This window comes from Pseudomonas sp. NPDC008258, from assembly GCF_042956345.1.
GTDB lineage: Bacteria > Pseudomonadota > Gammaproteobacteria > Pseudomonadales > Pseudomonadaceae > Aquipseudomonas.
Genome location: NZ_JBIBGE010000006.1, coordinates 142,646 through 157,425 on the forward strand (window position 1 = coordinate 142,646; position 14,780 = coordinate 157,425).

General features: G+C 60.5%; 13 protein-coding genes. 9 read left to right on the forward strand and 4 right to left on the reverse strand.

Annotated features, from left to right (window positions below; genetic code table 11):
- Positions 1–63: 63 nt before the first annotated feature.
- Complete coding sequence (locus tag ACFY9W_RS06915; RefSeq protein WP_391127573.1) at positions 64–1,380, reverse strand: nucleotide sugar dehydrogenase; 1,317 nt, start codon at positions 1,378–1,380, stop codon at positions 64–66.
- A gap of 1,192 nt (positions 1,381–2,572) precedes the next feature.
- Here ACFY9W_RS06915 and ACFY9W_RS06920 point away from each other — a divergent pair.
- Entirely contained in the window at positions 2,573–3,571 is a 999-nt protein-coding gene (locus ACFY9W_RS06920) for an RHS repeat-associated core domain-containing protein (RefSeq protein WP_391127576.1), read from the forward strand.
- A gap of 58 nt (positions 3,572–3,629) precedes the next feature.
- On the opposite strand, the gene yaaA is transcribed toward ACFY9W_RS06920, so the two are convergent.
- Complete coding sequence (gene yaaA, locus ACFY9W_RS06925) at positions 3,630–4,409, reverse strand: peroxide stress protein YaaA (protein WP_391127579.1); 780 nt, start codon at positions 4,407–4,409, stop codon at positions 3,630–3,632.
- 138 nt (positions 4,410–4,547) lie between these two features.
- Here yaaA and ACFY9W_RS06930 point away from each other — a divergent pair, with 138 nt between their 5' ends.
- The 5 genes from ACFY9W_RS06930 to moaE all read left to right on the forward strand — a co-directional run bounded on the left by ACFY9W_RS06930 (position 4,548) and on the right by moaE (position 8,714).
- On the forward strand, positions 4,548–5,675 hold the full coding sequence (locus tag ACFY9W_RS06930) for a polysaccharide deacetylase family protein (protein WP_391127581.1): 1,128 nt from the start codon (positions 4,548–4,550) through the stop codon (positions 5,673–5,675).
- Positions 5,676–5,956: 281 nt separating this feature from the next.
- Positions 5,957–7,351 carry a PhoH family protein gene (locus tag ACFY9W_RS06935; RefSeq protein WP_391127584.1) on the forward strand — a complete coding sequence of 465 codons (1,395 nt, stop codon included), beginning with the start codon at positions 5,957–5,959 and terminating at the stop codon, positions 7,349–7,351.
- 198 nt (positions 7,352–7,549) lie between these two features.
- Positions 7,550–8,020: a cyclic pyranopterin monophosphate synthase MoaC gene (moaC, locus tag ACFY9W_RS06940; protein ID WP_391127587.1), complete on the forward strand. Its 471-nt coding sequence runs from the start codon at positions 7,550–7,552 to the stop codon at positions 8,018–8,020.
- Positions 8,020–8,265 (forward strand): molybdopterin converting factor subunit 1, encoded by a 246-nt coding sequence (gene moaD, locus ACFY9W_RS06945; protein WP_391127590.1) that lies wholly within the window; start codon positions 8,020–8,022, stop codon positions 8,263–8,265. Before moaC ends, moaD begins: the two co-directional genes overlap by 1 nt.
- 2 nt (positions 8,266–8,267) lie before the next feature.
- Positions 8,268–8,714 (forward strand): molybdopterin synthase catalytic subunit MoaE, encoded by a 447-nt coding sequence (gene moaE, locus ACFY9W_RS06950; protein ID WP_060499776.1) that lies wholly within the window; start codon positions 8,268–8,270, stop codon positions 8,712–8,714.
- Positions 8,715–8,842: 128 nt separating this feature from the next.
- Here moaE and rhlB read toward each other — a convergent pair whose 3' ends face one another.
- Positions 8,843–10,303, reverse strand: coding sequence for an ATP-dependent RNA helicase RhlB (gene rhlB, locus ACFY9W_RS06955; protein WP_391127595.1), 1,461 nt, complete (start codon positions 10,301–10,303; stop codon positions 8,843–8,845).
- A gap of 101 nt (positions 10,304–10,404) precedes the next feature.
- Positions 10,405–11,061, reverse strand: coding sequence for an alpha/beta hydrolase (locus ACFY9W_RS06960; protein WP_391127598.1), 657 nt, complete (start codon positions 11,059–11,061; stop codon positions 10,405–10,407).
- 332 nt (positions 11,062–11,393) lie between these two features.
- Here ACFY9W_RS06960 and ACFY9W_RS06965 point away from each other — a divergent pair, with 332 nt between their 5' ends.
- The 3 genes from ACFY9W_RS06965 (at position 11,394) to ACFY9W_RS06975 (ending at position 14,776) form a co-directional block, all read left to right on the forward strand.
- Positions 11,394–12,422: a transporter substrate-binding domain-containing protein gene (locus ACFY9W_RS06965; protein ID WP_391127601.1), complete on the forward strand. Its 1,029-nt coding sequence runs from the start codon at positions 11,394–11,396 to the stop codon at positions 12,420–12,422.
- A gap of 67 nt (positions 12,423–12,489) precedes the next feature.
- Complete coding sequence (locus tag ACFY9W_RS06970) at positions 12,490–13,668, forward strand: ABC transporter permease subunit (protein ID WP_391127604.1); 1,179 nt, start codon at positions 12,490–12,492, stop codon at positions 13,666–13,668.
- 10 nt (positions 13,669–13,678) lie between these two features.
- A complete protein-coding gene (locus ACFY9W_RS06975) occupies positions 13,679–14,776 on the forward strand; it encodes an ABC transporter permease subunit (protein WP_391127607.1) in 1,098 nt (365 codons plus the stop codon).
- The last annotated feature ends 4 nt before the right edge of the window (positions 14,777–14,780 follow it).

The window sequence follows — 14,780 nt, forward strand, 5'->3', positions numbered from 1 at the left end:
GTCGAGAATTCGGGGGAGGGCGGGCAGCGCAAGTGGGGAGGCTTGCGCTGCCCGGCCAGGCACTTACCAGCAGATGCCTTCAGTGCGGCTGGTGGTGCAGGTCGGTTTGCTCATGAAGCCGACCAGGTCGATCACCTGCTTGCCGGTTGGCGCTTGCTGGGCCAGCGCACGGAACTGCTCGTCGCGGTTGCCGAGCACGATGATGTCGGCGTTGTCGATCACCTGCTGGAAGTCGGCGTTGAGCAGCGACGACACGTGCGGGATCTTCGACTCGATGTAGTCCTTGTTGGCGCCGTGTACACGGGCGTACTGGACGTTCTCGTCGTAGATGTCCAGCTGGTAGCCCTTGCCGATCAGGCGCTCGGCCAGCTCTACCAGCGGGCTTTCGCGCAGGTCGTCGGTACCGGCCTTGAAGCTCAGGCCCAGCAGGGCGACCTTGCGCTTGTCGTGGGCTTCGATCAGCTCGAAGGCGTTCTGCACCTGCGATTCGTTGCTGCGCATCAGCGAGTCGAGCAGCGGTGCGCGTACATCGAGGCTGGCGGCACGGTAGGTGAGGGCGCGCACGTCCTTGGGCAGGCACGAACCGCCGAAGGCGAAACCAGGGCGCATGTAGTACTGGGACAGGTTCAGCACGGTGTCCTGGCAGACCACGTCCATCACTTCGCGGCCATCGACGCCCACGGCCTTGGCGATGTTGCCGATCTCGTTGGCGAAGGTGACCTTGGTGGCGTGCCACACGTTGCAGGTGTACTTGATCATCTCGGCCACTTCGATCGGCTTGCGGATGACCGGGGCGTCGAGTTCTTCGTAGAGGGCTTGAAGGATGTCGCCGCTGGCGCTGTCCAGTTCGCCGATGACGGTCATCGGTGGCTGGTCGTAGTCCTTGATTGCGGTGCTTTCACGCAGGAATTCCGGGTTGACCGCCACGCCGAAGTCGACGCCGGCCTTTTTGCCCGAGCAGTCCTCGAGGATCGGGATGACCACGTTCTTGACGGTACCCGGCAGCACGGTGCTGCGCACCACGATGGTGTGGCGGCGGGTGGTGTCGCGCAGCACATAGCCGATTTCGCGGCACACCGACTCGATGTACTCCAGGCCCAGGTCGCCGTTTTTCTTGCTGGGCGTACCCACGCAGATCATCGACACGTCGCTGGCACGGATGGCTTCGGCGAAGTCTGTGGTGCCGCGCAGGCGGCCATTGGCGATGCCCTGTTGCAGCAGTGCTTCCAGGCCAGGTTCGACGATGGGCGACTTGCCCTGGTTGATCAGGTCGATCTTGGTGCTGGACACGTCCACGCCGATCACTTCATGGCCTCGCGCCGTCAGGCAGCCTGCACAGACTGCACCCACATAACCCAAACCAAAGATGCTGATACGCATCGCTATCACCTCATGTGTTTATCACGCCGACGCTTATCAGAAGTGCCGGCCGGGTTGATTAACAACAGTTTTCGGGCGCACGGATCCATGGCGAATGCACACTTCGCCGAGCGCAGGCAAAACAAATCCGGAGCGCAAAAAGTTATGCACTCAACGTTGGCAGTAAAAAGCCATCAATTAAAAAACGTGCCCTGAAATGCAGCCGTCTTTATTGCAATACGCTACTTGGCGCGTTGCTGTGCTTGTTCTTTCAAGTGGAAAAATCCTTTGAAATCAACCACTAGGACGATTCGTAAGGGGCGCGCTTCTCCTGCGTGGACAGGGTTTCGGGGTTTCCGTGATACCTGTCGAAGTTATCTAGGCGGGTAATGGATACCTGCCCGTGTCATCTGTAAGTCATCTCTCACAGCCCGGGGGCAGGAAATTCGTTACGGCACTATGAGCGGCAGGTTGCAGGAGAAGTTCCTGAGTGGGTTTCGCCCGGATGAAAGATTTCTAAATATTTATTCAGTTGTAGGCAGTTTCAATTTGATAGCACGCGGGGGTTTCGTCCCTGTGTATCAAGGGTGAAACTGTTGCGAGATATTTTTATGCCAGTATCGAAAAATATTTTTCAAAAATCGTCAAAAAAGGTATGAGCGGTCTTATGACGGTTGGCGATAACGGTGGCACTGAAGGAATTTTGTCGCCGGTTTTTTGGCGTTATGGCGGTTTGCAGTGTGCCCTGTTGCAGGGCAGGAGGATGTATCCGGGCTGCTGGCCTCTTCGCGGGCACGCCCGCTCCCACAGGGGTTACGAGCAAGACAGTTGCTCTTGCAGGCAGGCGCAGTTCATGTGGGAGATTGCCCAGCCCATTGGGCTGCGCTGTCGCGCAGAGAACTGATGCCCGGGCGCACCGCGTACCCTGTGGGAGCGGGCGTGCCCGCGAACACCGGCGAAGCCGGTGCTATACACCGCGTTGGATTCTTCGCGGCGGTTCGACGCCTCGACGCGCCCGCTCCCACAGGTTCAAGGTGAACCCAAAGCCATTGCAGGATAAGCCGCCAATAGTGGCTCTCAGTAAAAGAATCTCTTGTTTGTCATTCAAAGCCGGCTGGCTTCCCCGGTCGTCCCATACGCCATGAAGGTGAACTCAGTTGTTGCGTGCGCAAGCAGGTCTATGGGTAGTTTCTCCCGGCTATGAGTTCTGGTAGTGGCATTGCTTGGTGTGGTTCAAAAATACTGTGATCCAACACAGGTATTTTTAAACGACAAAGCAGGGGAGTTGACGGTGGGTACTCATAAAAGTGTCACGCAGTTGTTCCGCCAGAACAGTGCATTCGTAACCCGGGAAAAAGCAGCGCAGGATAGTCCAGGCCTGTGCATCGCAATGTCGCGACTGGGAGAAAAAAGCAACCAAAGTAAAGCCGTGGCGAGCCTGCTGGCAGTGGATAGCGCAGGGTCTGTGCTTTGCTCCAAAAATACAGAGCGTAATAGCAAATGTGGCTACTCCGCCTATGGCTACGGGCCGCTTCATCCCTTGTCCCCGGCCCTTGGGTTCAATGGCGAGGTCGCGGACCAGCACACTCAACGCTATGGTTTAGGCTTGGGATACCGCGAGTATGACACACGATTGATGCGCTTTTTTTCCCCTGACCGCATCAGCCCCTTCGGCGCGGGAGGGTTGAATACTTACAGTTACTGTGCAGGCGATCCTGTTAATTATAAAGATCCGAGTGGCTCTGCGAGAGACTGGATTTCATATTTAACTTTCAAAAAAAAGCTGGCGGGTCAGCGTGATTGTGTCAAGCTTAAAGTGCAGAGGTTTACGCTTGAAAAGTATCACTATGATAAGAAGGTGGAGGCGTTACAGAATAAAAGGTCTCCAAGAAATCTCGCGCAGGCAAAGCGTGCATATAAAAAATTCGAGGCGGCGAAGTCTGCAGTTTACAAATCGCAGGAACAGGAGGAGCTGTATCGATTGAAAATGACGAAAGCCCGTTATCCCAACCACTCCATTGAGGCTATTCAACAAAAACTGGCTAAGGAGCGGATTGTGCCGAAATTCAATCCTGAAGAATACACGGGCACACCTTCACGGTTGCTTACTTTCCCATCAGAACTTGGAAGGCGCGCGCAGGATATCCGGGGTGCATTGATGGGGCGGTTGCGCGCGCTAGCCACAAGTATGACTGGCGCAAAACAACCGTAGCAAACGCCGGCACACGGTGCGCCGCGTGGGCGGCGCTCGGTTTGACAGGCGCGCTGGCTTACTCGCCCGGATGATCCCGCAAAAACACCAGATGATCCGCCTTGGACTGCTCGGCACTGTAGTAGTACCCCTGCACATCGAACTGCTTGAGCCGCTCCGGGTCGCTGATGCGTTGCTGGATGACGAAGCGGCTCATCATGCCGCGGGCTTTCTTGGCGTAGAAACTGATGATCTTGTACTGGCCGTTTTTCCAGTCCTTGAAGTCGACGTTGATCACCCGGGCCTTGAGGGCGCTGCGTTTCACTGCGCTGAAGTACTCGTTGCTGGCCAGGTTCAGCAGCACGTCATCGCCCTGTTCGGCCAGGGCCTGGTTCAGCCATTCGCTGATGCGCGTGCCCCAGAAGGCGTACAGGTCCTTGCCGCGGGCGTTGGCCAGCTTGGTGCCCATTTCCAGGCGGTAGGGTTGCATCAGGTCCAGCGGGCGCAGCAGGCCGTACAGGCCCGAGAGCATGCGCAGATGGTTTTGCGCGTAGCTGAAGTCGTCTTCGCCCAGGCTCTCGGCGTCGAGGCCGGTGTACACGTCACCCTTGAACGCCAGTAGCGCCTGCTTGGCATTGGCGGGGGTGAAGTCCGGAGTCCAGCTGCCGAAACGGGCGGCATTCAGGCCGGCGAGCTTGTCGGACAGGTGCATCAGTTCGCTGATTTGTGCCGGCGACAGTTCGCGCAGCTGCTGGATCAGTTCCTGAGAGTCGTCCAGGTACTGGGGCAGGGTGAAGCGCTCGGTTACCGGCGGGGTATCGTAGTCGAGGGTCTTGGCGGGGGAAATCACCGTCAGCATCGGGTCGGCTCCTGGCATCGTTGGCCGGAGATTCTACGGGCTGGGCGGTGCAAGTCCAAACTATGGCGACGATAGTCACAGACCATGGGGCGGTGCAGGCGCTATAGTTCGCGTTTTGCCGTTGCGGAGCCTTCCACCGTGCGCATTGCCTTTGCCTTGCTGGCCGCGCTGTTGAGCCTGGCCGTGCAAGCCGCCCCTTCACCCCAGGTAAGCCTGGACCGCAGCCTTTGGCCCGAGCAACTGGACAGCCCGGCGCTGTTCGATGTGGCCTCGCGTGCCGAGATCCTCTCGTTCGCCCAGGTGTTGCACGAAAGCGAACTGCTGGACGATGCGGCGCTGGCGTCGCGGCTGGGGCTGCGGCAGATCAACCTGCAGAAGGTGCGCCAGGTGAGGGCGCGCATGTGGCAAAGGCTGTGGGAAGGTTATGAACAAGCCCAGCGCAGCTGCGAGCAGGATGCGTCATTCTGCTACCCGGTAACCTCAATGGCGGATTTGCGCACACAGGCAGCGACGTTCGCTGCGGATGTCGGCACGTTCTATACCAGCTGGATCGAGCCAAGCCATCAGTTCCATGTGCGTTACCTGGACGATCAATTGCGCAAGGCAGCACTGCTGCCGCAGACCAGCAGTGAAGTGGAGCGGTTGTCTTCGCGCGAACGCAACGGTGATCAACTGAACGACCGCATGTTCCTGCTGACCTTCGTCGGCGGGCCCGGGCCGGATGGCGGGAATACCGACCTGCTGACGGATTACCTGCGTCGGCAGAAGCTTCAGGGCACATTCTTCGTGCTGGGCAACCGCTTGCAGCAACGCCGTGACGCGGGGGCGGCGAATGCGTTGCGCCAACTGTATCGCGGGCAGTGTGTGGGCATTCAAGGCTGGGAATACCGTTCCCATGCCCAGTGGACAGATTGGCAGGACTCCCTGCGGCGCAGTCAGGCGCGGGTGCAGGCCGACTTGCCGGACCAGTATGTGCCGCTGTTCCGCCCGCCTTATGGCCAACGCCGTGCCGATGGCGAGGCGTTCATGGCCAGGCAGCAACTGCGGGTATCGTTGTGGGATATCGATGCCGAGGACGATGGCGCACTGGGCCCGGAGGCATCGGCGCAGCGCGTGCTGACGCTGATGCTGTTGTGGCGCAAGGGCGTGATCCAGTTCCACGACAGCCTGCCCAAGGCCCAGCCGGCGGTGGATTGGCTGCTGCGTAATACCGCACAAAGCGGGATCGGCTGGGAAGGTTGCCGGGAATATGGATATAGCGAATAGAGGGTATGACTTCTGACTGTAGTCCCGTCTGGCGCCGCCGCCAAGGCCTCTTCGTCAATCGGAAAAATAAACTTCAAAAAGACGTAAAAATGCTTTTTTCGGTCATGGTTTTTGCGGTATGAAGAAACCAGACAGCCGATTCCTGCAGCACAGGTGGCGTCATCCAGGCCCACCTGAGCAGGTTCGCTTCCCGCCCGTAACAACGCGGATACGGGGAGAGCGGTAGTCACTTTGCGGCGCAACAGACCGCGCCGTATGGCTTCGACATAAGGTGACCGAGTATGGATGACCAAGGACGCAACCCTTCCTCCAGCAAGCCAATCCTCTATGTGCTCGATACCAACGTCCTGATTCACGACCCCAACGCGTTACTGAACTTCGAGGAGCATCATGTCGGCATCCCGATGACGGTGCTGGAGGAACTCGACAAGCTCAAGACCGGTAAACAGACCATCGCCGCCGAATGCCGCCAGGCCATCCGCCTGATCGACCAGACCCTGGGTGATGCTTCGCCCAGCGATGTGGAGCAGGGCGTGCCGATCCAGCGTAACAAGAGTGGGCCCAAGGGCTTTCTGTCGATCCTGATGAGCCCGCGCAACGAACCCAGCAAGTTGTTGCCGGAAAACCTCAACGACAACATCATCATCAACACCCTGCTTGAAGTACGTAGCCGGCGCACCGACCTGGATGTGGTGCTGGTTACCAAAGACATCAACATGCGCCTGAAGGCCCGTGCCTGTGGCATTGCGGCCGAGGACTACAGCACCGACCAGCTGGTGGATGACGTGTCCTTGCTGTCCAAGGGCTACCATTCGGTTACCGGCTCGTTCTGGGACCGGGTGAGCAAGGTCGATACCCGCCAGGAGCGCGGCCGCACCTGGCATCGGGTGCAGATGATCGACAACCTGCCAGCCGTGCACATCAACGAGTTCATCATTGATGAGCAGGGCTTCGTCGGCTGGATCAAAGGCATTCGCAACGATGAACTGCTGCTGCTTGACCTGCACCAGGAACCCCTGTTGCACCAGGAGGCATGGGGGCTGAAACCACGCGACATCCATCAGAGCCTGGCGCTGTTCGCCCTGCTCGACCCGGATATCCATCTGGTAAACCTGACCGGCGCCGCCGGTTCCGGCAAGACCATCCTGGCCCTGGCCGCCGCCATCGAGCAGACCATGGTCAGCAAGCGCTACCGGCGCATCATTGCCACCCGCAGCGTGCAGGGGCTGGACCAGGAGATCGGCTTCCTGCCGGGCACCGAAGCGGAGAAAATGGAGCCCTGGCTGGGTGCGATTACCGACAACCTCGAAGCCTTGCACATGGATGACGAAAGCACCCATGGCAGCGTCGAGTACATCCTTGAGCGCGTGCCGTTGCAGTTCAAGTCGCTGAACTACATTCGTGGTCGCAGCTTCCAGCAAAGCCTGATCCTGATCGACGAGTGCCAGAACCTGACGCCGCACCAGATGAAAACCATCATCACCCGTGCCGGCTCCGGTTCCAAGGTGGTCTGCCTGGGCAACCTGGCGCAGATCGACACCCCCTACCTGTCCGCGACCAGCTCGGGCCTGACCTACCTGACCGAGCGCTTCAAGGACTTCCCCCACGGCGTGCATATCACCCTGCAGGGTGTGCCGCGTTCGGTGCTGGCCGAGTACGCCGAGTCGCATTTGTAACCTCTACCGCCGGGCGGTTCGCCGCCCGGCCTCTTCGCGGGCACGCCCGCTCCCACAGGTATTGCGCTGTCTTCAGGTCCTGTGTTGTACCTGTGGGAGCGGGCGTGCCCGCGAAGAGGCCGGCCCTGGCGACACATACCTCTGCTCAAACCTGACCCACAGGTTTACACTGCGAACTCCCTTCACAGGAGCAGAGCAGTGCTGACACATCTTGATTCCCAGGGGCGGGCCAACATGGTCGACGTCACTGAAAAGGCGGTGACCGAGCGCGAGGCCGTCGCCGAGGCGCGGGTGCGGATGTTGCCGCAGACCTTGCAGATGATCGTCGACGGCGAACACCCCAAGGGTGATGTGTTCGCCGTGGCGCGTATCGCCGGCATCCAGGCGGCGAAGAAGACCAGCGACCTGATCCCGTTGTGCCACCCGCTGATGCTGACCAGCGTCAAGGTCGAACTCAGTGCCGAGGGCCAGGACGCGGTACGTATTGTCGCCCGTTGCAAGCTGGCCGGGCAGACCGGTGTGGAGATGGAAGCGCTGACCGCTGCCAGCGTTGCTGCGCTGACGATCTACGACATGTGCAAGGCTGTGGATAAAGGCATGGTCATCGAGCAGGTTCGCTTGCTGGAGAAAGTCGGCGGCAAGAGTGGCCACTACAAGGTGCAGGCGTGATGAAGATCAAGGTGATGTACTTCGCCCGTTACCGCGAGCTGCTGGGCGTGGATGCCGAGCGGGTGGAGGGTGAGTTCAAGGTTATTGACGATGTGCGCCAAGCCTTGTTGGGCAAGGGCGGGCCGTATGAACTGCTGGCCGAGCGGAACCTGATGTGCGCGCGCAACGAAGAGCTGTGCAAGCTCGGTGAACCGTTGGAAGACGGTGATGAAGTGGCGTTCTTCCCGCCGGTAACCGGAGGCTGAACATGGCAGTGCGAGTGCAGGAAGGCGCGTTCGACCCGGGAGCCGAGGTGAATGCCATGCATGCGGCGAACGTGGGCGTGGGCGCGGTGGTGGGTTTTGTCGGCTATGTGCGGGATTTCAACGATGGCCGTGAAGTGGCGGGGATGTTCCTTGAGCATTATCCGGGCATGACCGAGAAGGCCTTGGCCAAGATCGTGGTCGAAGCCGAGCAGCGCTGGCCGTTGCTCAAGGTGGAGGTGTTGCACCGCATCGGCGCGCTGGAACCAGGCGAGCCGATTGTGTTCGTGGGGGTGGCCAGTGCCCATCGGCAGGCGGCGTTCGATGCCTGCAACTTCATCATGGACTACCTGAAGACCCGGGCGCCGTTCTGGAAGAAGGAGAATACCCAGGAGGGGCCTAGGTGGGTGGAAGGGAAGCAGAGTGACCAGGATGCCGCCGGGCGCTGGTAGATTCTTGTTTGATGGCCGGGGCTTTGCCCCGGTTCGCGGGCTTGCCCGCTCCCACAGGTACTGCACAGGTTTCGGAAGCTGTGCAGTACCTGTGGGAGCGGGCAAGCCCGCGAAGAATCCGACACCTATCAGTGATGCTTGCGCGGCACCGGCTTCAGCAGCTCATCCGGCGGCATCTCGCACTTGATCTTGCGCCCCAGCAGCTCTTCGATCGCCGGCAGCTGGTAGGAGTCATCCTCACCGGCAAAGCTGATCGACACGCCATTGGCCCCCGCACGGCCGGTCCGGCCAATGCGGTGCACATAGTCGTCCGGGTCTTCTGGCAGGGTGAAGTTGATCACGTGGCTGATGCCATCGATGTGAATGCCTCGCCCGGCCACGTCAGTCGCCACCAGCACGGTAATGCGCCCTTCGCGGAAGCTTTCCAGGGTGCGGATGCGCTTGTGCTGCGGCACGTCGCCCGACAGCTGGGCGGCATTGATGCCGTCGCGTACCAGTTTTTCCTCGATGCGCCGCACTTCGTCCTTGCGGTTGGCGAACACCATTACCCGTTCCCACTTGTTCTGGGTCACCAGGTTGTACAACAGCTTGTACTTGTCGCTGCCCGCTACCGCATACACGTGTTGCTCGACCGTATCGCTGGCCACGTTTTCCGGCTCGATCTCGACGATGGCCGGGTTGGTGGTCCACTGCTTGGCCAGGTTCATCACGTCGTCGGTGAAGGTGGCGGAGAACAGCAGGGTCTGGCGCTCGCTTTTTGGCGGCGTCTGGCGAATGATCTGGCGTACTTGCGGGATGAAGCCCATGTCGAGCATGCGGTCGGCTTCGTCCAGCACCATCACCTCGACCATGTCCAGGTGCACCTCGCCGCGCTGGTTGAAGTCCAGCAAGCGGCCAGGGGTGGCCACCAGAATGTCGCAGTGGCGCGTTTCCAGGGCCTTGAGCTGCTTGTCGAAGTCCATGCCGCCGACGAAGCTCATCACGTTAAGGCCGGTGTACTTGGTCAGGGCGACGGCGTCCTTGGCGATCTGTACCACCAGCTCGCGGGTAGGCGCGATGATCAGCGCGCGCGGTTCGCCCATGTAACGTTCCTTGGGCGGTGGCGTTTGCTGCAACTGGGAAATGATCGAAATCAGGAACGCCGCGGTCTTGCCGGTACCGGTCTGGGCCCGGCCGATGGCGTCCTGGCCAGCCAGGGTGTAACCCAGCACCTGCGCCTGGATCGGCGTGCAGTACGGGAAGCCCAGGTCGTGGATGGCGTGCATCAGTTCGTTGGACAACTTGAAGTCGTGGAAGCGGGTCTTGCCTTCCTGTGGCTCGACCACGAAGTCTTCCGGTTTCCACAGGCTGGCCTGCGGCTTGGGCTTGCGCTCGCGACGCGGTTTGTCCTTGGCCGGGGTATCGGCTGTTGGCGTGGCGGTAGGCCGTTCAGCCTTTGGGGCAGGTTTGGCGCGTGGGGCGGCCGGTTTGGGCGCCGGCCGGGCCTCTGCGGCGGGGGCGGGCGCAGGCGGCGTCACGCTGGCAGCAGGAGCGACGGCCTGTGGCGCGGCGTCTCCCTTGCCGAAAATTTTCTTGAGTGCCTTGAGCACGATCGTCTCATCAACTGGTTAAGGAATGTACGCCGGGCAGTGTAAAGCAAGAATCGGGCGCGGCGTAGTGGAATAGCCTTACAACTACAGAGTGCACCGGCTTATTGCAGTTGCTCGCTCAGCCAGAGCTGGATGTCGTTCAGCTCTTCGACCACCACTTCGTGCTCCATCGGGTACTCGTGCCAGCGGGCGGCGATACCCCAGGTGTTCAGGTACTCGAAGGCGGTGCGGCCCATGGAGGGGATCACCACCGGGTCATGCACGCCATGCAGGCACAGGGCCGGGGTGCGTTGCTGGCAGGCACTCAACTGGTGCTGGTCGTTGAAGGTGGGGGCGTAGGTGGACAGGGCGATCACCCCGCCGAGTGCTTCTTGCCACTTTATATAAGCAGTGTGCAGTACCACCGCACCACCTTGGGAGAAACCGGCCAGGAAGATCCGCGACAGGTTGATGCCTTTGGCCTGCTCGGCCTTGACCAGGGCAATCACCTGATCGGCCGACTCTTCAAGTTGCACTTCGTCAATGGCACGGGCTGGCGTCATGGCCTTGATGTCATACCAACTGGGCATGGCGTAGCCGCCGTTGATGGTAACTGGGCGGGTGGGGGCCTGGGGCATGATGAAGCGGGTGCTGGGCAGACGCTCCTGCATGAATTCGGCAACCGGTAGGAAGTCGTAACGGTCGGCCCCCAAACCGTGCAACCAGATCACACAGGCGTCTGCGGTTTTCTGCGGTTCAAGAATCAGCGGGTTGGTCATGACTGCTCCGAAAGTGTGCGGGTCTTGTTAGGGCGTGCCTGAAAAGAAGGCGCTGCAAATGATTGTCGGAAAAAGAATGTCGCAACGATACAACTTTCCCTACTTGACGAGCGCTTAAACGCTACAGCTGCAAATTCTGGTACGCGCTTTGCAATCCATTCTGTGATGCAAAGGGCAGGCCGTGACGGTAACACCCTTTGCACGCGAAGGCTGTCACAGAACAGCCCATTGCGCCAATTGACCCAATAACAAGCCAATACGGGTCGGATACGCCTCAAAAGGGTGCGGTGCAATTCCGGCTCGATACAACAAGAGCGATTTGGAGGTTGTGAATGAAGATGTTGAAAACCACCCTGGCAGTCCTGACCGCTGCCGCCGCACTGGGCGCCGTGAGCACTGCCCAGGCCGGCGCCACCCTCGATGCGGTCAAGAAGAAGGGCTTCGTCCAGTGTGGCGTGAGCGACGGCCTTCCGGGCTTCTCGGTACCTGATGCGCAGGGCAAGATCGTCGGCATCGACGCCGATGTGTGCCGCGCCGTGGCCGCCGCCGTGTTCGGCGATGCCACCAAGGTCAAGTTCAGCCAGCTCAACGCCAAGGAACGCTTCACCGCCCTGCAGTCGGGCGAGGTTGACGTGCTGTCGCGCAACACCACCTGGACCAGCTCGCGCGATGCCGGCATGGGCCTGGTGTTTGCAGGCGTAACCTACTACGACGGTGTCGGCTTCCTGGTCAACAAGAAGCTGGGTGTATCCAGTGCCAAGGAACTCGATGGCGCGACCATCTGTATCCAGGCCGGTACCACCACCGAGCTGAACGTGTCGGACTTCTTCCGCGCCAACAACCTGAAGTACACCCCGATCACCTTCGACACCTCGGACGAAAGCGCCAAGTCGCTGGAATCGGGCCGTTGCGACGTGCTGACCTCGGACAAGTCGCAGCTGTTCGCCCAGCGTTCCAAGCTGGCCGCGCCGACCGAGTACGTGGTACTGCCGGAAACCATCTCCAAGGAGCCCCTGGGCCCGGTGGTGCGTAAAGGAGACGAGGAGTGGTTCAGCATCGTCAAGTGGACCCTGTTCGCCATGCTCAATGCCGAAGAGGCGGGCATCACTTCGAAGAATGTCGAAGCCGAGGCCAAGGCCACCAAGAACCCGGACGTGGCCCGCCTGCTGGGTGGTGACGGCGAGTACGGCAAGGACCTCAAGCTGCCCAAAGACTGGGTAGTGCAAATCGTGAAGCAAGTTGGCAACTACGGCGAAGTGTTCGAGAAGAACCTGGGCCAGAGCACCGACCTGAAGATCGACCGTGGCATGAACGCCCTTTGGAACAACGGCGGCATCCAGTACGCGCCACCTGTGCGCTGATGGCTGCACCCTGCGGCGGCATCCCGCCGCCGCAGGCTGTTCGAATCCCTACTGTCCGGGGCACTTCATGCAAAATCAAATCGGCGCACCCAAGGGCTTGTCCCTTAACGATCCGCGTGTGCGCGCGTGGCTGTTCCAGGTCCTCACGATCGTGTTCGTGGTCGGCCTGGGCTGGTACCTGTTCCACAACACGCAAACCAACCTGCAACACCGGGGTATCACCTCGGGTTTCGACTTTCTCGACCGCAGCGCCGGCTTCGGCATCGCCCAGCACCTGATCCCCTATGTGGAGTCAGACAGCTATGCGCGGGTGTTCGTCATCGGCCTGCTCAATACCCTGCTGGTGACCTTCATCGGTGTCATCCTGGCGACGATCCTGGGCTTCATCATCGGTGTGGCGCGGTTGTCGCCAAACTGGATGATCAACAAGCTCGCGACCGTGTATGTGGAAACCTTCCGCAACATCCCGCCGCTGTTGCAAATCCTGTTCTGGTACTTCGCCGTGTTCCTGACCCTGCCGGGACCGCGGGGCAGCATCAACATCGACGACACCTTCTTTATCAGTAACCGCGGTTTGAACATGCCCGGCGCTTCGATGACCGACGGCTTCTGGCCGTTCGTCGTTGCCTTGGCGGTCGCCATTGCCGCCATTGTCGTGATGGTGCGTTACGCCAACAAACGTTTCGACGAGACCGGTGTGCCGTTCCACAAGTTCTGGGTGGGGCTGGCGCTGCTCATCGCGATCCCGGGCCTGAGCGTGCTGGTGTTCGGCAGCCCGGTGACCTGGGAAGTGCCGCAGCTGAAGGGCTTCAACTTCGTCGGTGGCTGGGTGCTGATCCCTGAGTTGCTGGCGCTGACGTTGGCACTGACGATCTATACGGCAGCCTTCATCGCTGAAATCGTGCGCTCCGGCATCCGTTCGGTCAGCCATGGCCAGACCGAAGCCGCACGCTCGCTGGGCCTGCGCGAAGGGCCAACCCTGCGCAAGGTGATCATCCCCCAGGCACTGCGGGTGATCATTCCGCCGCTGACCAGCCAGTACCTGAACCTGGCGAAGAACTCGTCGCTGGCGGCCGGTATCGGCTATCCGGAGATGGTCTCGCTGTTTGCCGGTACCGTGCTCAACCAGACCGGCCAGGCCATCGAGGTGATTGCGATCACCATGAGTGTCTATCTCGCCATCAGCATCAGCATTTCGCTGCTGATGAACTGGTACAACAAGCGCATTGCGCTGATCGAGCGGTGAGGATACGCCCGTGAATGCCCATGTTTTCAAACCCGACATGCCGCCACCGGTGAAAACCGTCGGCGTGCTCGCATGGATGCGTGCCAATCTGTTTTCCAGCTGGCTCAATACGCTGCTGACCCTGTTTGCCATCTACCTGGTGTGGCTGATCGTGCCGCCGCTCATCCAGTGGGCGTTGATCGACGCCAACTGGGTCGGTACCACCCGTGCCGACTGCACCAAGGAAGGCGCCTGCTGGGTGTTCGTGCAGCAACGCTTCGGCCAGTTCATGTATGGCTACTACCCGGCCGAGTTGCGCTGGCGCGTGGACCTGACCGTGTGGCTTGCCGTGCTCGGCGCCGCGCCGCTGTTCATCAAGCGCTTTCCGCGCAAGGCCTTCTATGGCCTGGGCTTTTTGGTGCTGTACCCGATCCTGGCCTACACCCTGCTGCATGGCGGTGTGGTTGGCCTGGAAACCGTGGCCACCAGCCAGTGGGGCGGGCTGATGCTGACCCTGGTGATCGCCACCGTGGGCATCGTCGGCGCCTTGCCGCTGGGCATCCTGTTGGCCCTGGGCCGGCGTTCGAAAATGCCGGCGGTGAAGGTGGTGTGCGTGACCTTCATCGAGTTCTGGCGCGGCGTGCCGTTGATCACCGTGCTGTTCATGTCGTCGGTGATGCTGCCGTTGTTCCTGCCTGAGGGCATGAGCTTCGACAAGCTGCTGCGGGCGATGATCGGCGTGATCCTGTTCCAGTCGGCGTATATCGCCGAGGTGGTGCGCGGTGGCTTGCAGGCCATCCCCAAAGGCCAGTACGAAGCCGCTGCGGCCATGGGCCTGGGCTACTGGCGTTCGATGGGCCTGGTGATTCTGCCTCAGGCGCTGAAGCTGGTGATCCCGGGCATCGTCAACACCTTCATTGCCCTGTTCAAGGACACAAGCCTGGTGATCATCATCGGCCTGTTCGACCTGCTGAACAGCGTCAAGCAAGCCGCCGCCGACCCGGCCTGGCTGGGCATGGCTACCGAGGGCTATGTGTTCGCCGCCCTGGTGTTCTGGATTTTCTGTTTCGGTATGTCCCGCTACTCCATGCACCTGGAGCGCAAGCTGGACACTGGCCACAAGCGTTAGGAGT